General features: G+C 39.4%; 26 protein-coding genes. 7 read left to right on the forward strand and 19 right to left on the reverse strand.

The annotated features are described in order from the left end of the window. Positions 1–233 (forward strand): ATP-binding protein (locus LY11_RS24130; RefSeq protein WP_170132766.1); only part of this gene is annotated, 233 nt, incomplete at its 5' end. 133 nt (positions 234–366) lie between these two features. Then, positions 367–1521, forward strand: coding sequence for a hypothetical protein (locus LY11_RS24135; protein WP_111636171.1), 1155 nt, complete (start codon positions 367–369; stop codon positions 1519–1521). A gap of 74 nt (positions 1522–1595) precedes the next feature. Here the strand turns inward: LY11_RS24135 and LY11_RS24140 are convergent, their stop codons facing one another. Beyond that, the gene (locus LY11_RS24140; protein WP_111636172.1) at positions 1596–2477 is read right to left on the reverse strand and encodes a polyphosphate kinase 2 family protein; all 882 of its coding nucleotides are present in this window, start codon (positions 2475–2477) and stop codon (positions 1596–1598) included. A 256-nt stretch (positions 2478–2733) separates the two neighbouring features. On the opposite strand from LY11_RS24140, the gene LY11_RS24145 reads away from it, so the two are divergent. Next, positions 2734–5214, forward strand: a complete 2481-nt coding sequence (locus tag LY11_RS24145) for a transglycosylase domain-containing protein (RefSeq protein WP_111636173.1) — start codon at positions 2734–2736, stop codon at positions 5212–5214. A gap of 75 nt (positions 5215–5289) precedes the next feature. Here LY11_RS24145 and LY11_RS24150 read toward each other — a convergent pair whose 3' ends face one another. Continuing rightward, positions 5290–5739 (reverse strand): ORF6N domain-containing protein, encoded by a 450-nt coding sequence (locus LY11_RS24150; RefSeq protein ID WP_111636174.1) that lies wholly within the window; start codon positions 5737–5739, stop codon positions 5290–5292. Positions 5740–5797: 58 nt separating this feature from the next. Beyond that, positions 5798–6148, reverse strand: coding sequence for a GIY-YIG nuclease family protein (locus tag LY11_RS24155; RefSeq protein ID WP_111636175.1), 351 nt, complete (start codon positions 6146–6148; stop codon positions 5798–5800). A gap of 134 nt (positions 6149–6282) precedes the next feature. Between LY11_RS24155 and LY11_RS24160 the strand changes: the two genes are divergently transcribed. From LY11_RS24160 to LY11_RS24170, 3 genes are all read left to right on the forward strand, one after another. Continuing rightward, a complete protein-coding gene (locus tag LY11_RS24160) occupies positions 6283–7059 on the forward strand; it encodes an XRE family transcriptional regulator (RefSeq protein WP_111636176.1) in 777 nt (258 codons plus the stop codon). 55 nt (positions 7060–7114) lie between these two features. After that, positions 7115–7525, forward strand: coding sequence for a hypothetical protein (locus LY11_RS24165; protein WP_111636177.1), 411 nt, complete (start codon positions 7115–7117; stop codon positions 7523–7525). Between the two features lie 239 nt (positions 7526–7764). Continuing rightward, entirely contained in the window at positions 7765–8901 is a 1137-nt protein-coding gene (locus LY11_RS24170; protein ID WP_146610912.1) for a hypothetical protein, read from the forward strand. Positions 8902–8964: 63 nt separating this feature from the next. Here LY11_RS24170 and rplT read toward each other — a convergent pair whose 3' ends face one another. From rplT to LY11_RS24240, 14 genes are all read right to left on the reverse strand, one after another. Further along, positions 8965–9309, reverse strand: coding sequence for a 50S ribosomal protein L20 (gene rplT / locus LY11_RS24175; RefSeq protein ID WP_068400926.1), 345 nt, complete (start codon positions 9307–9309; stop codon positions 8965–8967). 76 nt (positions 9310–9385) lie between these two features. Beyond that, positions 9386–9586, reverse strand: a complete 201-nt coding sequence (gene rpmI, locus LY11_RS24180; RefSeq protein ID WP_041887185.1) for a 50S ribosomal protein L35 — start codon at positions 9584–9586, stop codon at positions 9386–9388. A 26-nt stretch (positions 9587–9612) separates the two neighbouring features. Beyond that, on the reverse strand, positions 9613–10182 hold the full coding sequence (gene infC / locus LY11_RS24185; RefSeq protein WP_051759761.1) for a translation initiation factor IF-3: 570 nt from the start codon (positions 10180–10182) through the stop codon (positions 9613–9615). 13 nt (positions 10183–10195) lie between these two features. After that, the gene (gene thrS / locus LY11_RS24190; protein WP_111636179.1) at positions 10196–12121 is read right to left on the reverse strand and encodes a threonine--tRNA ligase; all 1926 of its coding nucleotides are present in this window, start codon (positions 12119–12121) and stop codon (positions 10196–10198) included. A 136-nt stretch (positions 12122–12257) separates the two neighbouring features. Then, complete coding sequence (locus LY11_RS24195) at positions 12258–13175, reverse strand: LysR family transcriptional regulator (protein WP_111636180.1); 918 nt, start codon at positions 13173–13175, stop codon at positions 12258–12260. Between the two features lie 155 nt (positions 13176–13330). Further along, on the reverse strand, positions 13331–13849 hold the full coding sequence (locus LY11_RS24200) for a GNAT family N-acetyltransferase (RefSeq protein ID WP_245952879.1): 519 nt from the start codon (positions 13847–13849) through the stop codon (positions 13331–13333). A gap of 16 nt (positions 13850–13865) precedes the next feature. Further along, the gene (rpiA, locus tag LY11_RS24205; RefSeq protein WP_245952880.1) at positions 13866–14561 is read right to left on the reverse strand and encodes a ribose-5-phosphate isomerase RpiA; all 696 of its coding nucleotides are present in this window, start codon (positions 14559–14561) and stop codon (positions 13866–13868) included. Between the two features lie 159 nt (positions 14562–14720). Beyond that, a complete protein-coding gene (locus tag LY11_RS24210; protein WP_111636182.1) occupies positions 14721–15749 on the reverse strand; it encodes a hemin-degrading factor in 1029 nt (342 codons plus the stop codon). Between the two features lie 11 nt (positions 15750–15760). Beyond that, positions 15761–16543 carry a heme ABC transporter ATP-binding protein gene (locus LY11_RS24215; protein ID WP_111636183.1) on the reverse strand — a complete coding sequence of 261 codons (783 nt, stop codon included), beginning with the start codon at positions 16541–16543 and terminating at the stop codon, positions 15761–15763. 3 nt (positions 16544–16546) lie between these two features. After that, positions 16547–17593, reverse strand: a complete 1047-nt coding sequence (locus tag LY11_RS24220) for a FecCD family ABC transporter permease (protein WP_111636184.1) — start codon at positions 17591–17593, stop codon at positions 16547–16549. After that, positions 17590–18438: a heme/hemin ABC transporter substrate-binding protein gene (locus LY11_RS24225; protein ID WP_111636185.1), complete on the reverse strand. Its 849-nt coding sequence runs from the start codon at positions 18436–18438 to the stop codon at positions 17590–17592. The genes LY11_RS24220 and LY11_RS24225 overlap by 4 nt, the downstream gene beginning before the upstream one ends. A 193-nt stretch (positions 18439–18631) precedes the next feature. Next, a complete protein-coding gene (locus LY11_RS24230) occupies positions 18632–19684 on the reverse strand; it encodes an HmuY family protein (RefSeq protein WP_111636186.1) in 1053 nt (350 codons plus the stop codon). A 32-nt stretch (positions 19685–19716) separates the two neighbouring features. Continuing rightward, positions 19717–21813 (reverse strand): TonB-dependent receptor plug domain-containing protein, encoded by a 2097-nt coding sequence (locus LY11_RS24235; RefSeq protein ID WP_111636187.1) that lies wholly within the window; start codon positions 21811–21813, stop codon positions 19717–19719. Positions 21814–21956: 143 nt separating this feature from the next. After that, positions 21957–22694 (reverse strand): LytR/AlgR family response regulator transcription factor, encoded by a 738-nt coding sequence (locus LY11_RS24240; RefSeq protein WP_111636188.1) that lies wholly within the window; start codon positions 22692–22694, stop codon positions 21957–21959. A gap of 274 nt (positions 22695–22968) precedes the next feature. Here LY11_RS24240 and LY11_RS24245 point away from each other — a divergent pair, with 274 nt between their 5' ends. Next, positions 22969–23730 (forward strand): HlyD family efflux transporter periplasmic adaptor subunit, encoded by a 762-nt coding sequence (locus tag LY11_RS24245; protein WP_111636189.1) that lies wholly within the window; start codon positions 22969–22971, stop codon positions 23728–23730. Here the strand turns inward: LY11_RS24245 and LY11_RS24250 are convergent. Then, complete coding sequence (locus LY11_RS24250) at positions 23720–24364, reverse strand: response regulator transcription factor (RefSeq protein ID WP_111636190.1); 645 nt, start codon at positions 24362–24364, stop codon at positions 23720–23722. The two genes, LY11_RS24245 and LY11_RS24250, sit on opposite strands and share 11 nt — an antisense overlap. 162 nt (positions 24365–24526) lie before the next feature. After that, positions 24527–25450, reverse strand: a complete 924-nt coding sequence (locus LY11_RS24255; protein WP_170132767.1) for a chemotaxis protein CheB — start codon at positions 25448–25450, stop codon at positions 24527–24529. Between the last annotated feature and the right edge of the window lie 12 nt (positions 25451–25462).

Here is a 25462-nt window from a genome sequence, read left to right on the forward strand (position 1 = left end):
TCTCCTTAAGAACCGGCATCAAATCCACGATCATTACTTCTAATAAATCCTTCGATAAATGGCATGAGATCTTCGGTATGGACACAGTGTTAACAGCAGCACTACTGGATAGGCTTACCCACAAATCTTTCCTGGTAAATATGAATGGAAAATCCTATCGGATGAAAGAAACTAAGAGCATGATGGGATCCAAAAACGTTAACAAAGCAGTTGAGATATCGGCCAATACCTAAAAGAAAAAACTACTAAGCTGAGCAGCAATGTGCTGCCAGTATTGAACTTAATATCTTACATTTGAGCCTCGCTAACTGGTACACTTTTCAACCGGAATCCTGGTACATAATTCAACTGGTATAAACACGTAGCATGGATGAAGTTTTTTCATCAATAGTTGTGAATGAAAATAAAAGAATTTTTGGTGAGTTGTCAGTAAAAATAAAAGGGGTATCATATTCTTTCTTAAATACAACAAATGTAAAGGGTCAGATCGCAACAAAATATTTGGACAAAACATTTTTAAATCAAATTTATAATAATCCAATGGGAGAATTTGCAGACACCTATGGATATTTTATATTAACAGATTTTTTAACCGGAGGAAAAACTGATGCAGTCTATAGTGGTGTGTATGAAAAGTCAACTTCCGATGCAACTAAAGAAACTGATATGGATAATTCTATCAATGCATCTTACGGATTTAAAGCTGGCAAAGATGCTGAAGGTAAAATATCCGGAGATTTCGGCTTTGGAAAAAAGAGTAATGGTTCTACATCGATATCGAAGGAAATAAGTGATTTTGCCATGTCAGTAAAAACAGTTGGAGGCTCAAAAACTTTCGGAAATTTTACAGTGCCAAAAAAAGTTGAGGATGTAGACATTAACCTGTCAAGTTGGATGGCTTCTTTGAATGACTTATCAACTCATAAATTAATTGGTATAAATGATAACGGATTATCTCCAATAACAGATTATATTTTAGAAGAAAATTTCAAGCAAGGCCTTCAAAAACATCATTTAGGACAAATGGATGTTAGGATGTTTCAAGAACCAAAGATCGAAATAAGAAAAATACGAATAAATAACCAACTTGCTTCTGTATGTATGTACTTAGTAACCCGTTTTGGTGACCTGATCATGTTTGAATCGACTACTCCTAATGACGGATATATCCAAATAGGTGATAATCAGAGATTTATGGAGATCGCAAATAGATTTAAAGGAAATAAAGGAGATTATTATAAAATGAAAATTACTGCTAATCCAGCTGAATTTTATTTAGGATCAAGCAAAACTGTTAATGTACAATTTCTTGGTTTGAAGGAGGGTGAAATGAAAAAATTCACAGATCCTAATAGCAAAATTACTTATTTATTTCAATCTGGCGATAATAAGAAATTGGCTTATGCTATTCATGATGATTATGTCCTTGACACCTATGGCATAAGGGTATGGTTTAATAGTATCCCTATTGAAAATATCGATCCGAGGACTTTAACGCAATATACAATTATCGGATTATAATCTGATTTATAACCAGAGTTATCGTAAGCCCATCCCTTAATAACTAATGGGACTTGCGATAACTTTATAAACTTTTAATCTTCTCCCATTAAATTTTTCTTGTATCCTTCTAATTTCTCCATTTCCTCAGCTGGTAATACAGGATATTTAAGTTTCATTCCTTTGAAAGTTTCTTCCAGGATCTGGCTGATGGTCAAACGGGCAAACCACTTTTTATCGGCCGGAATGATATACCATGGCGCATTTTTAGTCGATGTTTCTGTAATCGCATCTTCGTAAGCTACCATATAATCTTTCCAGCGCGCTCTTTCTGCAATATCCGCTGAAGAGAATTTCCAGTTTTTAGAAGGATCATTAATTCTGTCCAGAAAACGCACTTTTTGTTCCTCCTGCGAAACATACAGAAAGAACTTAAGAATGACCGTCCCATTTTCAGTGAGTTGCTTTTCGAAATTACGGATACTTTCATATCTCGCCTTCCAGAACTTCTGGTCAACTTTTTTAACGTTATCATAACCCGGAATTCTTTCATTTAATATATACTCAGGGTGGACCTTACAAACCAGTACATTTTCGTAATGTGACCGGTTATGAATACCAATCCTTCCTCTTTGGGGCAGCGCAAGATAATGCCTCCATAAAAAGTCATGCGCATATTCATTAGAGTTGGGGGTTTTAAAACTAAATACCTGGCAGCCCTGGGGGTTTAAACCAGACATCACATGTGAAATTGCACTATCTTTACCTGCGGCATCCATCGCCTGAAAAATGATCAGTACTGAATGCGAATTTTCAGCATATAATGTTTCCTGATGATTGCTTAACTTCTCCTTGATAGATGCGAGTGTCGCCTTACCCACTTTCTTCCCCAGCTCTCCATTGTAATGCGTACTATAGTCTTTTAACTTTATCTTTTGACCTGCTGGCGCTAAAAAGCGGTTGGTTTCTTTACTCATGAATCGTATTATTTAAATCACGCCTGAACAGACGGGATTTGAATTTACCAAAAATCAAGCCATATCAAATACTCCCTGCACCTATTTCTTGTTTATAAAGTTCTGAATTTGGTTTAAATTGTCTTTCTTTGCCTTCATAATTGAGCTATATTTCCAGTATAATATACTTAAGAATCCAACCATTTCGTTTAAAGGGTTTGATTTGGATATAGGCCCGGCAATCTTACAAGTTTTACTAATTTTTTGACCATACTATATGTTTAAAGAGATCCATAATAAATACCTGCGTTATTTCTCCGTATTTATTTTCTGTATCATCATTTTCTTCTGTGCACTTCAACTGAATTTTCTGTGGCTGTTTGGCTACTCTCCTTCCTATAAGGACATTAAACTACCTACTCAAAGTGTGGGTTCAGAGCTTTACACATCAGACGGGAAGTTAATAGGAAGATATTACAAAGAAAACCGTACTCCTGTTATTTTTAAACAGATCTCACCAAGCGTGATTAATGCCCTGGTTGCAACAGAGGATGTTCGTTTCTACAAACATATGGGGATTGACTTCAGGTCTTTACTGTCCAGCGGACTTTCTACAGCAACTGGTGATAAAAGAGGTGCAAGTACCATTACCCAGCAGCTGGCAAAAAACATGTACCGGACCAGGTATAACAAGTCGCAAGGCTTAATCAAGCACATCCCGGTCATCAGAACTATAGTTTCTAAGTTAAAAGAATGGATGACAGCCGTAAAACTGGAAGGCAATTATTCTAAGAACGAGATCATTACCATGTACCTGAACACCGTTTCATTCGGGAACAATACTTACGGTATAAAAACAGCAGCGAGGGTTTATTTTGATAAACAAACTGATTCACTCAGTATCCCTGAATCTGCTATGTTAGTGGGCATGCTCAAAGGAACGACTACTTATAACCCGATCAGAAATCCTGAAAGGGCATTGGAAAGAAGAAATGTTTCTTTATCGCAAATGAATAAGTATGGCTATATCACCGCTGCTGAACTTACACAATATAAAAATACACCAGTTAAACTTAAAGAAGGCAGAGAAGACGAAGGCAGTGATGGTGATTCTTACCTGAGAGCTGCAGTAGCGAAATATCTGGAAGCCTGGTGTGATAAAAACGGATATGATCTTTATGAAGATGGACTTAAGATATATACTACCATCGACTCTAAACTTCAAAAATATGCGGAGGAAGCTGTAGCAGAACAAATGAAAGTGGTTCAGCGCAGATTTTACAGTGTTTGGGGAAAAGAAGATCCATGGCAGGATTCAGAAAAGAAAAAAGTGGATTACCCTGGCCGTGCGATGAAGAATCTTCCTATTTATGCGATGCTGGAGAAAAAATATCCAAACAATCCTGATTCGGTAACTGCTTATTTCAATAAGAAGAAAAAGATGAAAATCTTCACCTATAAAGGTGACCGTGATACGCTCTTCTCTACGCTGGATTCTATCCGTTACTATGGAAAGATCATGAATACCGGGATGATGACTTTAGATCCTTTTAATGGTAAAATTAAAGTATGGGTAGGCGGTTTAGATCATAAGTTCTTTAAATATGACCATGTGAACCAATCTAAACGTCAGGCGGGTTCAACTTTTAAACCATTTGCTTACCTGGCTGCTTTTGAAAGCGGCATGAGCCCTTGCGATACTTTCATTGACAAACCGGTTAAAATCAAATACGAAGAAAAAGGTAAAACAGAATATTGGGAGCCTAGAAATGCCAACTGGCAGAATAGTTACCGTGAAACTTCCCTGCGTGCTGCAATGGGCCGTTCAATCAATACAATTACGGCTCAGGTTACAGAAAAAGTAGGCTGGGAAAACGTAGTTAAATGGGCGCATGAGTGCGGTATTGACAGTCACCTGGAATCTGTGCCTTCAGTAAGTTTAGGCCCCAATGATGTTTCTGTATTTGAAATGGTGAGAGCTTATGGAACATTCCTGAATAAAGGGGTGAGAACGGACCCTATTTTAGTAGAAAGAATCACAGATCAGGATGGTAATTCACTGGAAGATTTCGTGGCTAAAACCAAAAGAGTAATTTCTGAGGAGATTGCCTGGTTAATGCTTTATATGTTCAGAGGTGGTATGGAAGAACCAGGAGGAACTTCAAGAGCGTTATGGGAATGGGATCTTTGGAAAGAGAATAACCAGATTGGTGGTAAAACAGGAACTTCTTCAGATTATGTAGATGCCTGGTATATGGGAATTACCAAAGACCTGGTAACAGGTGTCTGGGTGGGTTGTGATGAACGTTCAGCTCACTTCAAGAATGGTGAAACTGGTGAGGGGTCACGTACCGCTTTACCTATTTTCGCTAAGTTTATGGAAAAGGTTTACCATGATAAGAGTACAGGCTACACTTATGGGCCATTTCCGAAAGCAACAGTACCGATTACAAGAAATTACAACTGCCCCACTCCTGTTTACGCTGTAGATACGGCTAAAACTGATAGCGTAGTTACAGATTCATTACATGTAGCTGTACCTGCAGAGGGTGATAAACCTGCAGAGAAGCCGGATGAAGTTAAAAGCGAAACTCCGGAAGCTCCTGTAAAACAGTTAACACCAGCAACTGTACCGTTGACGAGAAAAGAAGAACGCGAACTGAAAAGAAAGAAACGTCAGGAAGAGAAAGACAAGAAAAAAGAAGAGGATAAGAAAAAGGACGAAGAGAAGAAAAAGAATGAGGGTAAAGCCAAATAATCAACAAAGAATGTCTGCTTAAATTTGCGGCAATTCACTTAAAAAGGTCAGCAGGATATTTCCTGGCTGACCTTTTTAAGTATCAGAGCGGAGCAGGTTATTTTTAAATTGCTCCATTTCTCTGTATAATTCAGGAAAATCAGGGACTATTTGTCTGATCAGCGTGAAAATACGAATGATCCTGATGCTTACAGCTATAGCACGTTTACTTTTCATTAAACCGGCCAGCATGGCAAGCCCCTGCTCTGTAAAAGCAATCGGAGTAACCATGATCCTGTGGCCTGCGCTGATTTCACTATCCTGCCTGACTAAAGAAAGTTCATCTTCCTCATTCAGTTTAAACATAAAATCTGCCGGGAAACGGGAGGTATTCCGGTTAACTATTGTTCTGACCCCGCTGTTTTCTAATTGATAAAGCTTCACTAAATCAAGATCAATCATTACCTTCTGCCCTCTGAGTACGTAGATATGGTTCATGATCATTTCATCAGTGACCCCATCCTCTTTTCTATCTTTATGCTGCATATTGGTTACCGGATTTATTTCACAAACATCTTTCGGTTCAGTCCATACAGGATTTGAATTAAGACATAATAGTCAATGGTATTTTCACCTGCGTGGATAACGGCCTGCTCATGGTGATATGTTCAAAGTCAAGGCCGATAGTCAGATCAATCCAATCCGGATTACAGGCACGGACCAGACGTTCCTTCTGCATCCTGGTAAATCTGCTGATCAGCTTGAAACGGTTCAGCGCCTGTGATTCAGTTTTAAGTTCTTCAAAGTAAACCAGGCGCGTAAGCTGCTGGCCGCTGTCGAAGAACAGACTTGGCATTTTTTTATAAAAATCAAGCGTCTTAATTAAATCAGCGCTCATTCCAACATGTAAACTGGTACGGTTTCTATCGGTCACGATGTAGACAAATTTTCTCATTGCTTGTAGTTTAAATTATTACCACTAATTAAATTAGTATATATATTTGCAGTGCGAATAAATATTACTAACTTTATTGGTACAATAATACTAACAATTTTAGTAAAAACAAATTATTTTTAATCTTTTATTTTATGTCGAATATTTCCATAAACCTCAAATACTTAAGAAAGAAAAAAGGCCACACACAACAGCAATTTGCTGATTTGATGGGAATTAAAAGATCGTTGGTTGGAGCTTACGAAGAAGACCGTGCAGAACCCAAATATGATTTGCTAAAAAAAATAGCAGAACATTATGAATTGACGATGGACGAGTTTATCAACGAAATCATCAACGATAACTGGAAGCCTAAATTAAAAAGTCAGGGTTCAAATTTAAGGATACTGAGTATCTCTGTGGATCAGAGTGATAATGAAAACATAGAAATGGTCCCTGTAAAAGCAAGTGCGGGTTACCTGAACGGCTTTTCCGACCCTGAATACATCAAAGACCTGCCTAAATTCCAGCTGCCCCTGCCGTCATTAAAGCAAGGCACTTTCAGAGCTTTTGAAATTGTCGGAGACTCTATGCTGCCCATTCAGCCAGGCAGTATTATCATTGGCGAGTACATGGATAACTGGAATGACGTAAAAACAGGTGAAACCTATGTAATCGTCAGCAAAAATGAAGGAGTAGTTTATAAACGTGCAGGAAACCGCTTCAAAGAGAACAAGGAATTGAAACTGGTTTCTGATAACAAGCTGTACGACCCTTATAATGTTCCTGCTGAAGATATACTGGAGATCTGGAAAGCAAAGGCTTACATCAGCTCTACACTGCCTGATGCAACCCCTGAACCAACGATGGAAACCCTGACCAATATGATGTCCCAGATGCAGAAGTCAATCTCCCAGATGAATAAAAACTAAATCGCTTTTAAACCCTTTCGCTGTTTTTCACTCTATGCTTTAAAACCACATACAAATGAAAACAATCGTTTTAACATTAGCCATAGTATTCGCTGGATTAACTGCCACGTTTGCGCAAAGTACAGGTAAGCAGAAAATGACTGCGGAACAAAGAGCAGAAAAAAGTACTGCTAAACTGGAGAAAGAACTCACATTGACTGCCGATCAGAAACAAAAGATTTATGCAGTAGAGCTTGACAAGTACAAACAAACTGAAGCATGGCATAAACAAACCAGTGCAGACAGAAAAGCGAAGAGAGATCAGCACATGACTTCTAAAAAAGAAACAGATGCTAAAATCGACCAGGTTTTAACTGCTGATCAGAAGAAAAAACTGGATGATCTGCGCACAGCAAAGAAAGCCAGGATGCAAGACAAAAAAGACCATCACAAAGGATCTAGACCTGCGGATAAAGTACAAGAATAGATTACAAGATTAAGATATAGGATCACACCTATTCTACAAGCCTCCGGAACTCATAAGATCCGGGGGCTTTTTTTGTGGATTCCATAATATATAATACGATATAGCTACTGAATTAATGTCAATTTAATCCACTTGTCATCGCTGTTTCAATTGTCTGGAGTTGTTGCAATACTGACGATAATGTATTGTTCATTTGTGAAATATATAGCTAAACAGCTGATCAATTCAGAAACATGATCATGAAAACACAAAACAAAAAGCGCCAGATTTTAATAGCAGGGATGCTGGTTGGTATTTCCGCATTAACTTACAGTTGTACCAAAGACAGCAATGCTGTTATGCAGCCCAACACGGTGTCCAATGCCGCACCTAACAACACCAATCTACAAAGAATCCTGTTTGTAGGAGATAGCTTTACTCACGGAAGATATGCGCCGGTACGTCAATATAATTCTGGAGGCCTTGCAAATGCGGCCAGCGGCTCAATGCTTGTTGTGGATGAAAACTTTGGCCAGACCGGAGCAAGACAAGAACTGGAAAATGGGCCATGGGGAGGTATTCCCGGAATTTTTGCTGAGTTTGCTTATGAGTCAGGCTTAAACTACGATGTCCATATCGAGGCTATTTCCGCAACCAGTCTGGCGAAAAATTATGCGGCTGCCCCTGATGTAATCGCACAAGCAAAATGGAATGCTGTAGTATTGCAGGAAATCAGTGTAAAACCTATTCCCTACTCGTTAACCAATAGTGATATTAGTAATCCTGCTAATTTCTGTTCAAGTGTACAAACCATCGAAAAAGCTGTTCACGGCGCATCATCGGCAGCCAAAGTATATCTCTATGAGCCATGGCCATCGGCAGATCTTGCTGAAACCATGAGCGGGGGAAACCCTAATGCTTCAGGCTTCAGCGCAAACTATACCGCCAACCTTACTACACTGGCTAATGCGAATCACAACGCTTATTACAGCGCCGCCAGTCACGATGGAAACATTGCAGGTGTTGCTCCTGTTGGTGAGGCATGGGTGAATGCGTGGGCAGCAAAGATAGCCAATGCAGATCCTTATCTGGGTAATTCAAATCTCCCAATTTTATGGTATGGCCTGAACAAGGTGAATGATCCTCAGATCAGTAAACCTGATTACCATCACCCTAATACTTATGGTGCTTACCTGAGCGGCCTTGTGCTGTTTCAGCAGATTACAGGAGTTGATGTACGTACCCTTGGTGCACAGGAAAAAGCTGCTAACAGTTTAGGCATACCAGGTTCAATAGCGACCCAATTGCAAATGATTGCGTGGCAGACAGTCACAAAAGAGAGTTCACAACCAGTTAACCAAACCGTAGATCCTTGTACAATAGGGAGCGGCATATAAAATTTAAGACAAAAAAAAGGGGTAGCAAATTGCTACCCCCTTTTTCGTTGATGTTATATATTTCTATTTAACTGTATCAATTACTGCTTTGAAAGCTTCTGGATGATTCATAGCTAAATCAGCTAAAACCTTACGGTTTAAACCAATGTTTTTAGCCGCTAATTTACCAATGAATTGAGAGTAAGAAATTCCATATTGACGCGCACCAGCGTTAATACGTTGAATCCACAAACCGCGGAATTCTCTTTTCTTAACTTTACGGTCACGGTATGCGTATTGCAAACCTTTCTCAACCGTATTTTTTGCTACAGTGAATACTTTACTTCTTGATCCCCAATAGCCTTTGGCCATATTAAGGACTTTTTTCCGTCTTCTTCTCGAAGCTACTGCGTTTACCGAACGTGGCATAGTGTTGTTGTTTTTTGATAAACGGTGTTGCGTATTTCAGCAAACTTACTACCGGGTACCTGGTTTAAAATTCTAATTATTTACCGATAGCAAGCATACGCTTAACGTTGCCCATATCAGCAGCTGACACCATTGAGGTGTGACCCAAATTACGCTTACGTTTAGTAGACATTTTTGTTAAAATGTGACTTTTGTATGCGTTTTTTCTTGCGATTTTACCGGTTCCAGTAAGCGAAAAACGCTTTTTAGCACTGGAATTGGTTTTCATTTTTGGCATAACCTGTTCTTATTTATGTAATTTATTTATTTTTTTGCAACTTTTGGAGCAAGGGTAAGGAACATACGTTTACCTTCTAACTTAGGTAAAAGTTCAACCTTTCCTATATCTTCCAAAGCTTGTGCGAACTTAAGCAATAAGATCTCTCCCTGCTCTTTGTAAACGATCGCCCTACCTTTGAAATGCACATATGCTCTAACTTTCTCCCCATTCTCAAGGAAACTAACTGCATGTTTCAGTTTGAACTGAAAATCATGATCATTAGTGTTAGGTCCGAAACGGATCTCCTTAATGATGGTTTGTTTAGCATTCGCCTTAATCTCTTTCTGCTTTTTCTTTTGTTCGTAAACAAACTTGCTGTAATCGATTATTCTACAAACCGGTGGAACTGCGTTTGGTGATATTTCTACCAGGTCCAACTCCAGTTCATCGGCAAGGGCTAAAGCTTTTGCCAAAGGATAAATCCCCGGTTCAACATTATCGCCAGCTAATCTAACCTCCTGGGCTCTGATAAACTGATTAATATTATGTTCTGCTTCTTTTTTCTTAAAAGGAGGACGTGGTCCCCTATTAAATCCTGGTCTGCCTAATGCCAAATTTATATACTGTTTAAACTGTTATTTCTTTAATTAATAATTCGCTGAACGCCTGGATAGTCATTTCTCCTAAATCTCCTTCTCCGTGCTTCCTTACTGATAATTTTCCTTCTGCCATTTCCTTTTCCCCGATAATCAGCATATAAGGAGTTTTTTTCACCTCAGCGTCCCTGATTTTCCTTCCGATTTTCTCATCGCGAAAGTCAATCAAACCGCGAATATCGGAATTATTTAGTTCATCTGAAACTTTTTTGGCATATTCTTCATACTTTTCTGAAATAGGAAGGATTATAAATTGCTCAGGAGAAAGCCATAATGGGAAATTTCCTGCACAATGTTCAATCAAAACTGCTATAAAACGTTCCAGGGAACCGAATGGGGCACGATGGATCATTACCGGTCTGTGTTTCAGGTTGTCGCTGCCAGTATATTCCAGTTCAAATCTTTCCGGTAAATTATAATCTACCTGGATAGTTCCTAACTGCCATTTTCTACCTAGCGCATCTTTCACCATGAAATCCAGTTTCGGTCCGTAAAATGCAGCTTCACCATATTCAATTACTGTATTCAAACCTTTCTCTGCCGAAGCTTCGATAATTGCATCTTCAGCAAGTTTCCAGTTTTCATCAGTACCGATATACTTTGACTTATTTTCCGGATCCCTTAAGGAAATCTGTGCAGTGTAACTTTCAAATCCTAAAGATTTAAATACATACAATACCAGGTCAATCACCTTCATGAACTCGTCTTTCACCTGGTCCGGACGACAGAATAAGTGTGCATCATCCTGAGTAAACCCGCGAACCCTTGTTAAGCCATGTAACTCACCGCTTTGCTCGTAACGGTAAACTGTTCCGAATTCTGCTAAACGCAGTGGAAGGTCTTTATAAGACCGTGGTTTAACTTTATATATTTCACAGTGATGCGGGCAGTTCATTGGTTTTAACATGAACTCCTCCCCTTCCTGAGGTGTTTTAATCCCCTGAAAAGAATCGGCACCATATTTATCCCAGTGACCTGAAGTTACATACAGATTTTTATGACCGATATGCGGCGTAATTACTTGTTCGTATCCTGCTTTTCCCTGTGCTTTGGTTAAGAAGTTCACTAAACGTTCGCGCAAAGCTGCTCCTTTAGGTAACCATAACGGTAAGCCCATCCCTACTTTCTCAGAGAAAGCAAATAGTTCAAGTTCTTTTCCTAATTTCCTGTGGTCGCGTCTTTTAGCTTCCTCGATCATCAACAGGTATTCTGTTAATTCACTTGCTTTAGGGAAAGTAACACCATAAATACGGGTTAACTGTTTTTTAGTCTCATCACCTCTCCAGTACGCACCAGCAACGTTTGTTAACTTTACTGCTTTGATAAATCCTGTATTCGGAAGATGCGGGCCACGGCATAAATCAGTAAATTCACCTTGTTTATAAAAAGTGATCTTACCATCTTCCAGTCCCTGTATAAGGTCTAATTTATACTCATCACCTTTTTCAGTGAAATAGGCAACTGCATCTGCTTTGGAAACATTTTCCCTTACAAAAACTTCTTTTTGTTTGGCCAGTTCCATGAATTTGGTTTCTATTGCTTTAAAGTGATCTGAAGAAAATTCCTGATCTCCAAAATCAACATCATAATAGAAACCTGTTTCAATAGCAGGGCCGATACCGAATTTAGTACCCGGATATAACGCTTCCAGTGCTTCAGCCATAATGTGGGCAGAAGAGTGCCAGAAGGTAGCTTTACCAGCGGTATCATTCCAGGTTAATAATTTAACTGCTGAATCTTTTTCAATAGGTCTGGAAGAATCCCAGACTTCGCCGTTAACTTCGGCTGCTAAAACGTTACGGGCAAGACCTTCAGATATTGATAAAGCAATCTGGTGGGCACTTGTCCCCTTTTCATATGGACGTACTGAGCCATCCGGAAGTGTAATGTTAATCATCTACAACTATGATTTATATGTGAATTTAATGAATTAATGGTGCCGAATCACTTACAAGGTGATTTCTTGGAGACAAAGGTAGGTTTTTATGCTGCAATTCCGGAAATAAATTCAAAAATGGGGCAAATGTCCCTGTTCATATTTCATATTCCAGCGGAACCATCTCCTTTTCAAAAATATCCTGGATCGTTTTAATTTCCGCAGCATAGATTGTTTTTTTCCGCATAGCGAAATGAAGGGTGTTTTCCATGACTTTATTGCCTTCCCACACTAACTTAACGCTGCCATCCAGTATTTCATGACGGCATAAAAAGTCTGGTACTACTGCAAATCCTTTCATTCCTTTAATACAGCGCACAATAGAGCTCATATTCGGGACAATATAATTAGGTTTAAAATCCAGCCTTTTATTAAAATTGAAATGCCAGAACCTCATCAGATGTTCCATATCACCAGAAGTGCCATACCAGGTTTGATGTTTCAGCCACTCCTGCATACCTTTCAGGTTTCCGTCCTGACGCATCAGCTCAAAATCTGTCAGGTCATTTTTCGATCCCCCTACCAATACAATCCGTTCTTTTGAGAATGCCTTATAGGCGATGTTTTTCATGGTATTATCCATATGGGGAGTAATGACCATGTCGAGAATTCCGTTGTCCAGATCGTTCAGCATTTGCGGATAATCCCCGAATTTAACAATCACATTAAAGGATAAACTTGATAAATAAGGTTCAAGCATCAGTTGAAAGGTTTCAAAACACATCCCCAAGCTTAGCGTCGGTTTTTCCTTTTCAGTACTCCGGTGAAAGTGTTTTTCAGCTTCTTCTAATTTCAATAAGGCTTCCAGTACAAAGTTATACATCACTTTACCCCTTTCTGTAGGAACCATCTTTCTGGAGGTTCTGTCAAAAAGTTTATAGCCTACATAAGACTCTAAAGAACTCAGGTGCAGACTTACCCCCGGCTGAGAAACAAAAAGCGCTTCTGCCGCCCCGGTCAAAGTGCCGGTTTCATAAATAGCTTTAAAGGTGCGGTACCATTCGAGATTTACCATAGTATCATGAATATGATACAAATATACGATTTATATCATAATAATAGAAGGAGCAGTATGGAGTTTGTGACTGGGTTTTGCAGAGGTTGTGTTGCAGTAATATACCAGATCTGCTCCATAACAAGGCCGTAAAATCAGTTTGGCGAAGAAATCTTCTACCGATTAATCCGCGAATAAATAACCGAGTCCAGAAACTTGCCTTCATAAAAACAATTTTCCTTAAAATGCCCTTCTTTCACAAAATTATGTTTAATCAATAGCTGTTCAGAAGCCAGGTTATCAGGGTCAATTACAGCTTCAAGTGAGTGAAATTTAAGCACATTAAAGGCATAGTCAATCACTGTAGCAAATGCTTCACTGATAATTCCTTTCCGGTGATAATCAGGATGAAGAATATACCCGGTTTCTGTCCGGTAGTTTTCTGGCTGCATTCTGATCAGGCAAATCATGCCTAACAGCTTAGGATCATCCTTAAATGAAATTCCCCAGTTGATAGCTACATTATCTTCAACAGCTTTATTAACTACATTGATATGCTCCAGTGCATCTTCTTTCGTTTTTGCCAGCGGGCGGGGAATATATTTCATCGTCTGCGCATCCGATCTGATGGCAAATACTTCATCAACATCCGCATCAGTAATTTTTCTGAGTACTAAACGCTCCGATTCCAACACTGGAAAGGGATTAAAATTAATTTCCAGCATATATAATAGTTTCTGTTCCTTTTCCCATGATAATCTTTGACGTGAGCTGCACAAATAAGCCATGTGCCAGAATTCCTTCTATCCTGTTTAAGCTTTCTGATAAAGCAGCAGGATCACTGATCAGTCCGAAGTCTGCATCTACAATGATATTATGATTATCTGTAATAAACGGTGAGTTATCTTTCATCCGGACCTCTCCTTTACCATTTAATTTGCCAAGCTGCTGTACCACATAATTAAGTGCCAGTGGTACCACTTCAATAGGAACTTTGAATTTTCCCAGCTGAGTGACCAGTTTACCTGAATCGGCAATAATAATTTCATTTTTAGTGAGTGATGCTACGATTTTCTCTCTGAATAACGCACCTCCGCCCCCTTTGACTAAATTTAACTGCGTATCAAATTCATCTGCTCCATCTATAGTAATATCAATTGATTTAACTTCTTCCATCGGCAGTAATTCAATTCCTAAGGATAATGCCATTGCCGCGGTATGCTCAGAAGTGGGTACACCTTTGATTTTCAGCCCGTTTTTCAATAACAGGGCTATTTCCTGAATCGCAAAAAAAGCGGTAGAACCAGTACCTAATCCAACAATATCATTTTGCTGAATAAATTTAACGGCTGCTTTGGCTGCGAGCTGTTTTTCAAGATCTTTTTTATCAATTGATTGCTTGTCCAAAATATAAGGATTAAATAATAATTTTTAAGGTTTCATCTGCTAATGGAGTGGCGTTAGCTGCTGCTAAAACTAGGAAAAAAAACAGAAGGCCGCAAATCAGAAAAGCCCGGCCATAACGGCCGGGCTTACTGGTATAAACTTAATTAATAGCAACAAAAACTAAGAAATAACGGCTACTTCATTCACCATCAGCCTCCAATGCTCGTTCTCAGGAATACCTGGCTTACGTTTACCGAAAAACTGAACGATAATCTCACCAGCCTCATCAAAGACTTCAATGCTGGTTACAATACCATCTGAAGTAGGTTTTTTAACTAACCATACTTTATCAATTGCGTCTTCACGCAAGTGCATATTAAAATCAGGATCTAAAACATTAAACCACGGGCCGGTCTGCAATAGATTTTTCACCAGACCTGTATGGATCTGGATACAACCTGCACTTCCGGTAAATACCATGATTTCCAAATCGGTCTCTGAAGCTTTTTCTATCACCGCTTTCAAAGATTCTTTAGTAATAAGCACTGCATGGCCTTCTGGAGCCAAACGCAATCCTTGTGTTCTGGTGACACCGAATTTCCTTAACATACCATGGAAATCATGTGTATCTTGTAAGCCAAGCCAGGTTTCTTGAAAAGCTGCCACCTCAATTTCTGAGTCTGGTTTTTCCACCACAACCTTTTTATCTGTATTGATCAAAAGAGCTTCCTGCTGATCGGGCGCAGTAAATGCGGCCACTAAAGCATCATAGGCCTGTACATCACTTGTTTCTACCAGGTAGATTTTATGAATCGCTGCGCCGTCTTTACCAAAAAACTGCAAGCTTTTTCTGCCATTCTCATCCACTGCGAAAGCAGAAGACCATTGCATCATAAATAACCTTAAATCAATATCAGGGTTTACCAAAAGCCCCATAGGGCCAGAAAATGAGACATTTTTATAAATCCCTTTACGTTCATGAACGCAATAGTCGTTACGGGTCAAAGCCATTACTTTACCCAGTGACTCTACTGCTTTCAGAATGTCCTGGAAAGCATTGGTTAAACGGGTAACCGCTCCACCGATGGAAGTCGCTAATAATTCAGCTTCTGTAGTGGCTAATTTTTTAGCGGCATCTCTTATACGTACTTTAGGGTTTTCTGCTTTGAAAGTCTCCCATTGACTCTTTAATTCTATTACTTTTTCCATTGTTATAAATTTTATGTTTGTATAGTTGCCGGAATAACCAGCGGACAATTATATCCCTCACAAGCCATTAACTTAACGTTAATATTAAAGGTTTCATGTATATTTTCGCAATTAATTACTTCCAGCGGTGTTCCAAGCGCTACGCTCCGCCCGTTCTTCAGCATCAATATTTTATCAGCGAAACGAGAGGCAAAATTAATATCATGCAGAATACAGATCACACAATAGCCACGGTCTGCAAGCCGGCGGGCAAGCTCCATAACTTGCTGCTGATAAAGCAGATCCAGACCATTCGTGGGTTCATCTAAAAACAAACAGGCATCCGGACAATCGTAGATTTGTGCCAATACACGCGAAAGCTGAACTCTTTGCTGTTCACCTCCTGAGAGGGTATTGTAATCCCTCGCTGAAAGATGCGTAATACCTGTTTCCTCCATCACCTGTCTGACGATTTCGTAGTCTTTCGGGCCCGGCTGATGTTCAAAATGAGGGTACCTGCCCATCATGACCAGTTCATTTACAATAAAAGAAATGGAGATCGTATTTTGTTGAGAAAGTACAGCGCGTCGTCTGGCCAGTTCAGGTAAACTATATTTCTTCAAGTACTGCCCGCCAAGCATAATATCTCCATAATTTGGTGAAATCTCTCTGCACAACAGCTTCATTAAAGTACTTTTTCCTGCGCCATTAGCACCAAGAACAGCTAATAACTCCCCGGATTTCACGTCAAAACTCAGTTCTTTTATTAATTCCTTCTTCCCAATCTGATAAGTGATATTTTTTACCTGGATCATAGCTTATAATTTATTTTTATTGCGTTCGGTAACGATGATATACATAAATACAGGGGTTCCGATCAATGCAGTTAAAATACCAATAGGCAGTTCTGCAGGCGCAACAATCGTTCTGGCAACCATATCGGCAGCGGTTAACAAAGCTGCACCCAGAATCGCCGATCCCGGAACAACCAGCCGGTTATCGGCAGTAAAAGTCATCCTCAGAATATGTGGGATAATTAGCCCGATAAACCCGATAACTCCTGCAACTGCAACAGACGCACCCACCGCCATCGTCGCCAATACAATAATGATTCTTTTCATATTGACTACGTTAATTCCCATATGGAATGCTTGCGCATCCCCCAGGGTTAACGCATTGAGTGACTTCGCTAAAAATGGAAGAATCACTACGGGTATCATGATAAATGGTAAAAGTCCGCTTACTGTTTCCCAGCTTGCTCCGCCCAGACTTCCCAAACTCCAGAAAGTAATGACTGGTAACTGCTCATTTGTCGCCATATAAGTCAACAATCCAACAAATCCGAGTGCCAGGGAATTAATGGCAATACCAGATAATAACAGGGTCGTAATCTCCGTTTTACCATGCCTGGTAGACATCCGGTAAACGATAAATGTGGTTACACAAGCACCGGTAAAAGCAGCCAGAGAAATGGCATAAAAACCGATTACACCACCCAGTTTAGTAAAAAAACCGACTTCTAATACAATAACTAATACAGCGCATAAGGTAGCACCAGCTGAAATACCTATTAATCCGGGTTCTGCAAGTGGGTTCCTGAACAGGCCTTGTATTGCTGCTCCCGATATACCAAGCCCCGCGCCAATTAACACTCCTAAAACCACCCTTGGTAATCTTATATTCATTAGTACCGCTGCCTGCTGTGGTTTAAAACCCATAGTCTGGGAAATCCCGGTTTTATTGGCTATGATAGATAAAAACTCAGGTACCGTAATTGCTACCGCCCCTACACAGGAGGAGATAACTACGACCACCAATAATAAGATCAGCAGCAATAACAGAATTAATTTTATCTTTTTACTCAATTGATTTTAGTAGCTAGTTCTTGAATTGCAACGCCTAAACGCGGCCCAAAGCTGCCTAACAGTTCACCGTCCATACTGATAATTTTCTTGTTTTTACCCGCATTCGTTTCTTTAATCCCCTGAATTTTTGACACCCCTTCTGCTCCGCCTAAACTTTTCAAACCTGAATCAAAAAGCAAGATCACATCTGGATTAGCTTTCACTAAAGCCTCAGCTGTTAAAGGCTTGTAATCCGCAAATTCGGTCACTGCATTCTGACCGCCTGCCAGAACAATTGCTTTCTCCACCTGCGTACCTGTACCGCCAACCATCATTGTTCCTGTACCACGTGCGTAAATGAATAACACTTTTGGTTTACTGGCAGCAGGCTTAACTTTTGCCAGATCCTGATCTAATACTTTGATCAGTGAATCGCCTTTGGTTTTCACATGCAGGCTATCTGTCAGGGTATGGATCAGGTCTTTTGTTCCTTTAACAGAAAACTCCTGATCTACTAATAAAAGTTTCACACCTGCTGTTTTAAATTGTGCTTCCAGTGCCGGGCTAAAGTCTTTTTTAATCCCGATAACCAGGCCGGGCTGTAAGGCCAAAATCCCTTCGGCATTGATATTCTTGTTATGTCCTACCTTTGGTTTTGCTTTCAGGCCTTCCGGATAGTTACTGGTAATATCTGTACCCGCAATATTCTTTTCTAAACCTGCACCAGCTAATACTTCGCTGATTGATCCGCTGAGGGATACAATTTTAATACTGTCAGCAAAACCTGCCGCAGCTTCTTGTTTGTTCGCATTGCAGGCTCCCAAACTAAGGGCTGCCATCGCCGCTGCTATTAAAGTAAGTTTCATCTGTTTATTTATTTTAAGTTTTTGTTAGATGTAGCCTTTGATGATTAAAATAATTATTGCCCTGTGGGTTTAATGATTATTTTAATCATGTCGGGTTCATAATTTTTATTTGAATAATGATTTGAGGTTTAACTAACTAAAGGCGGCTTTCATATCCATGAAAGCCCGCCTTCGCAACCTAAACTAACCAAGTTTATGCCTTTTTAACCAGTTTGTATTCGATTACTGATTTACCGCGAACTCCTGCATCCTTTTCATGGAAGCTCACAAATTTCAATTTATAGATATTACCTGCGCCATCTTTAACCAGGTAGAAACGATCTGTTTTCACCCCTACTGGCGTACCTGAAGTAATTCTCCAGTTACCAGCGATAACTTCTCTTTTACCCACAAATACTTTTCCTGTTAAGTTAGCTTCTGCGAAATCTGCAAAAGTTACTTTGCTATCTGCTACAATCACTTCTGCCGCAGTTACCCCACCCACAAAATTGATCAGTACGAAATCAGAGAAAGTATAGGGTGTAGTTGCATTTGCTTTATAAGTCGCCAATGTCCACTGAATATCCCAGTTTGCTTTTGCCGGCTCTACCTCTGTTACCCCTGTTTTGAAGGATACATATTTAAAGTTGAAAGCCCCGTCTTTAGCAACATTCAGCGTCTTGAAAGTTTTATCAGTGATTTTAGCATATTGCAAAGTATAACCAGCGCCTGCACGGATTACACGGATTTTTTGCCATCCCGTAGTACCACCACGATTTACGATATAAACTTTATTGTCTGCATCGGTCGCTGAAATTGTTTTAATCACTGTACCAGCTAAATAAGTTGCAGCGTCCCCATCAACAGGATCGATATAACCAAAACCACCTGCACCCTGACCCAGGTTCAAATCACCTGAGATTGCTAATGCTGTAGTATCCGCTTCAGTAACCAGGTTTAAATCAGTTTTAGCTAATGCAATGGCAGTTGCACCTACAGAATGGTTCAGGATTACTTTAAAATCATCACCTGAATAAAATCCAAGGTCCCATGAAGTACGGGCTACAGCAGTTTGTTTATCGGTACTAAAGTCAACGAAAACACTGTTTCCGGCTGCTGAACCTGCTTCAGAGCCAATCAGCCCATTTAAAGTCAATGTGCTTCCTGAAGAGGCAGGAGTTACAATAATTGGGTCACTATCTTTTTTGCAGGCTGTGAAGGCAGTTGCCAGGCAAAGTAAAGTGATGAATGGAGTAATTTTTTTCATGTTGTGTATGTTCTGGTTTGTTAATAAATTATTTAATTTTTTGTCCAGTTAAAGCTTAGCCCGACTACATAAGAGCGGCCATAGCTAGTAGGGATAGACTGCCCTCCTGTACCATGCGCACCTGCGGTACCTAAAGAAGAATTACTGAGTGTAGTGATATTGAACAGGTTATTTACACCTGCATTCAGCGCGAATGATTTAAACAGTTTTTTTGTAATCATGAGGTCTGCAATAGTTGAAGAGCCGATTTTTGTCAATCTGATACCCTGCCCATTGTCCCCGGTAAAAGTTTCATATTGTCTCCTTGTCCCATTAAATTTGGCTGATAAGTTAACCGTTGCACCATATTGAGGCAGGCTGTAAGTAAGACTGGTATTAATTTCTGGTGACCAGACAAATGCTGGTGATTCTCCGTATGTTTTTGAATCTGCACTGTATTGGTTATAAGTACCAATCATACCTAACCCTAGTGATACCTGTAAGTGTTTCCACGCTAAAGTATTTTCCAAAGTACCACCTGTGGTCTTATATTTTGCAAGATTCACCAGCTCAGAAAGCGTAGGATCAGTTTCTGAGGTCAGGTAATCAATTCTGTTTTTAATGTAGTTATAATATCCACTCAGCACCGTTTTCACGTTAACCCCCTCTTGTTCAACTGTAGCTAAAGAAAGAGAAGCATTCAGGCTGTTTGATTGCTCAGCTTTTAAGTTCAAATTCCCCAGAATAGTATGATTCGCATCTATGAAGTCAAAATAGAGCTCACGAAGTGCCGGGGCACGGAAACCTGTAGCGTAACCTAAACGTAAATCAAGTTTATCGGTTAAAACTATTTTAGTATTCAGCGATGGAATAACCGGCGGCGCATCATAAACAGAGTTTTTAATAAATCTTAGCCCCGGACGAATCGTTACTCCATTGATTACACGAAGTTCTGAAGAGACGAAAAATGCGTAATCGTTAATAGTCGGTTCACCTTTAATTCTTGCTCCTTCTGCATGATCGGTGTTGATTTCTATACCCGGTTGAAAAGAAACCTGAGCTGACATTTTATAAACTAATGTAGTCCTGAAAGCACCAGAACTTAATTTCGCTAAATCCTGTTGCCCCTGACCCGTGGTCAGCTGATCCGTACCTGTAGCATAATCATGTTCAGTGGTTTTTGTGGCACGATTCAAAATATTATAGGCTACAGAACCACTCAATGATAACTTTTCGTTGAAACGGTAATCACTTTGTAATTGATGGATATAACGTTTAACCGTAAATACCTGGTTGATTGCTTTATTCGCATTCACAATATAACCGCCTCTGCTATCAATACTTTCGTCCAGATAGTTCAGCCTGTACCAGATATTAAAATTAGCATGCTGATAACCCAGTCTTCCATTGGCCATCCATTTTAATTTTGGCTTCCAGCGGTTTCGGTCTAAAGCAACCTCGGTAGTGGTGGTTAGCGATCCCGGCACATTAAATCCGTTGAAATCATCACGTGTAAGCCCCGCAAGGACACTCCATCCTTTATTTTGCCATTCTCCCCCAACATGCTGCATGTGAGATCCTGATTTACCAAATGGGGAATATTCGTTTCCGGCAGTTTCTTCTTGTATTCTTGCATTAATGTGCAGCGTTTCTTTACCTGGTTTTTTAGTAATTATATTGATGACCCCTACCAGCGCATCAGAACCGTAGGAAACTGAAAGCGGGCCTTCAACAATTTCAATCCGTTCTACTGTATTAATATCAATTTGGTTTAAGCTTTCACGTTCGTCATTTCTATCGATCACAGGCACACCATCCAGCAGGATTTTGATATTGCGTCCACTCATTCCCATCATTTGCACGTCACTGACACCCAAAGCAGGATCACTGGTAAACCTGAATCCGAGTTCAGTATTTAAAACCTGCTGAATACTGGTTGCCGCTTTAAGACGTATCCGCTCTGCGTTAATTATACGCGTTCTGTAAACAGAATTTTTTAAGGATTGAGGCTGATACTCACCAGTAACCACTACTTCTTTCAGGTTATGACCGACAGTTTCTTTTTTCTGCTGACTAACAGCAGTTTTGTTCTGCGCATAAGAAGTTGCAGTATATATAAATATTATAACAAGGAGGTAACCAATTCTCATTCAAAAACCTATTTAGAATTATTTTAAATAACTCTGCAAGTATAAGTAGTTATTTAGACTAATTACAAATTAAAATGAAAATAGTATGCAATCGACTGATAATGAATTCAGTAGAAATACAGCAGGGATATAAAAAATAAGATTTATTTATTCGTCTTTAAGACACTTAAACCCACGTATTTAAAGAAGGAATCTTTATAGGTATTGCCCAGTTGCAGTATAGTTTTATTTTTTAGGATGACCATATTTCCTTCGATATGGCTAATCTTTTTATGGTTCACTACAAAAGATTTATGGATACGCAGAAAACTGGTTTCTGGTAGTTGCGGAAGGACATTTTTTAAAGGGACATAGGCAATGTAGTTTTCTTTTTCCAGGTTAAAAACTACCTGGTTATCATTTGATTCTACATAATAAATATCATCAAATTCTATCTTGATCAGCCTCCCTTTAACGCCATGCTTAATGTAAATGTAAGAGACTTCTGATGGTATATGCTGAACTGATGGTTTCCCGCTCAGCATAGGTACAAAACTGATCACTTTATGAATAGCCTGCATAAACCGTTTGTGGGATACAGGCTTTAATAAATAATCCACTGCATTATGGCTGAATGCGTCAAAAGCATAATCCCGGTAACCGCTTACAAATACGACTTTAGTTGATGTAGTAATCAGCTGGCAAAAGTCCATCCCGTCAAGCATCGGCATATTAATGTCCAGAAAAACCAGATCTGGTGCAAGCCTGTTCACTTCAACCAGTCCTTTTTCAGGATTACTGTTAAATCCAACCAGTTCAAGATAAGGGACTTCACTAATATACTCTCTCAAAGTACTAATTACATGATACTCATCGTCAACAATATAGCAGGTTATATTCATCGGTTAATTTAAATTAGTCACAGGTCGGTATTCAGAAAATGAATGTACTATATAAAGTGCTGATTAAATAATTGATTTAAGATTTTTTTAACCCTCTTAAAAATTACTTTCACCTTCTAAATACTTGTTTTAACCCAAATTATTTCAGGATACCGGACTATATCAATAATTTGATTAAAATATAACTTTTCTACCTATGAAAAGAACAAGTCAGGGAGGTCTAGCTCTCTGGCTTGTTTTCTATGCTGGCTGGCTTAACTGAAATGGCAAATTGATGAATCCGAAAAAGACAGACAATAGTACAGCCGGCAAACCATGGAAATGGTTTTTAAACTGGGATGTGGTGGTAACATGCGGCTCCTTACTGTTGATTGCCCTGGCTGCACTTATGATCCCTTACCAGGATAGCCTGTCTTTTAACGCTCAGTTTCATACACAACACAAAATTGTCCCTGTAATCAGCCCTTACAATGGTATTATCAAAAAAGATGTGTTTGATACTAATGATGTGATTTCCGCAAATACTTTTCTGTTTAGCATCTATGATTTATCGGAACAAAAAGAAACAGCTGTATATGCTAAGGAATCTGGTTATTATCTGCCCAATAAGATTGAATTCAGAAGCAAAACCTATGTGAGCAAAAACGATACACTTTTTTATATCATGCCGGATATTAAGAGTAAAGGTGAGGTATATTGCACAGCATCGGCCGATAAACGTAATATTTCCAGGTTAGCAATTGGAAACAAAGTAGTGATCAGTGTAGCAAGAAATGAGGAAGTTTTTAGTATTTCCGGAACCATTTCATTTATATCAGCAATTCAGGATCAGTCAGGAAAATACCCTTTCCAGATCAGTCTTGAAAATAAAGAAGTTCAGAATCTTTCAGAAAAGGGCATGTTTTATTTTGACCAGCAGGGAAAAGCACAGGTTAATTTTGAAACCCAGAAACTAGCGTATAAATTGCTGGGCTTTTTATATAAGCTATTGATTAATCAAAATCTCTTGATTAATCCCATAAAACCTATTGAATAATCCCGCTTAGTACAGCATATCTAATCAGAGCGGCAGTATTTTTTGCCCCGGTTTTCTCTATCAGGCTTTGCCTGTGCCCTTCTATAGTACGTTTACTGATAAACAGTTTGGCAGACATTTCATTATTTGTCAACCCTTCGGCAATCAGATCCAGAATCTCAATTTCCCGCATAGAATATTCTACATTATCATTGATCCGGTTTAATGGTAAGGTATAAATTGATTTATTCAATAAACGCATAGCTAATTCAGCACATAAATACCGACCTCCGGCATGCACATGCTTCAGGGAAAATATAAGCTCATCAGCACTCACACTTTTAAGCAGATAGCCTGATGCACCTTCAGAAAAGGCCTGAGAAACATATTTCTCATTATCCAGCATAGAAAGCATAACGATCTGCGTAGCCGGGCTCTTTATTTTCAGCTCTTTAATTAAGGCTATCCCGTCCATTTCAGGCATGTTAATATCCGCAAGTACGATGTCCACTTTAACACCGCTGCTGATGATCTCCAGTACTTCCAGACCATTCGTAGCCTCTCCGGCAATACTGATTTCCTTGTCAGCTTCCAGCAGCATACGAATCCCGTTGCGTACAATGTTATGATCTTCTGCTAATATTAAGCTTAACATAAATGTTCTTTAGTTTTCTTTATAGTCCAAACAATCTCTTATTCTCCAATTGCTTCTTATGTTCCAATTGCCCTATTCCTCTGTTTCTGGCAATTTTCCCAAATCCACCAACATCTTCCTGAGCCTGTCAATATGCAGCTGAATCCCTTCAGCTCTTTCATTTCAGATGGCATGGGCACGTGAATTCCGGTCAGCCGGATCAGGCCTGCTCATATTCATCAACAGGTTTTTTCGCTCTTCCATCATTCTTATCGCTACCCAGACTGAATCTTCTATGCCCTTTAATTGTTGATCTTCAAAAATTCGCTCTGTAAATGAATGTCCTGTATAACAGCGGTAACGTGGTACCGCATCATTAGCTATTTTAACCATTGTACCACCACATTCCGGACAAGTCAGGTGGCTGAATTCACCCAATTTAGTCAAATCTTTCATACTTGTGGTCATTCTCCTGGTAATCTCTGCTTCGAGTTTCACGTCTGCAGGGACTTCTTTTTTCACACAGACTGTATGAGAAAATCTATCTGTTAAAATATGTCCGATCTCATTTACAGCTACTTTGTAATCGACTTCCATCGCATTTAATACACTGTTTGGCATATCTGGAAATTCAGCTTCTGCAGGGTCCTGAACAATACACAACCCTCCGCTCCTTTTTATCGCAAACATTCCCGATACGCCATCATCCAATAGTCCTGTTAAAATAATTCCTGTTACACAACTTCCATAGGCAGCAGCTGCAGACCTGAAAAGTACATCTATAGCTGGTCGCCAGTGATTTTCAAAGGCACCTTTGGTCACAAGAATTCTGCCTTTGGTTAACAACAGGTGATGATCTGCTTTGGCCAGATAAATTGTTCTGTTTTGTATTTCCTGCTGATCTTCGGCCACCCTGCATTTTAACTGGGTATGTTTCTGAATCCCCTTTAAAACTATTTCTGAATTTGAATTACCCGACAAATGAATCACGATAAATACCGCTGCATCAAGATCCTGTTTAAAGCTTGCTACCAATTTTGCAATGGCAGAAAAGCCGCCTGCCGAAGTACCGATCGTAATGATATTTTTTATTGCTTCTGCTTTCATATTCATTGAATT

It is taken from the genome of Pedobacter cryoconitis (assembly GCF_003259615.1).
Taxonomy (GTDB): domain Bacteria; phylum Bacteroidota; class Bacteroidia; order Sphingobacteriales; family Sphingobacteriaceae; genus Pedobacter; species Pedobacter cryoconitis.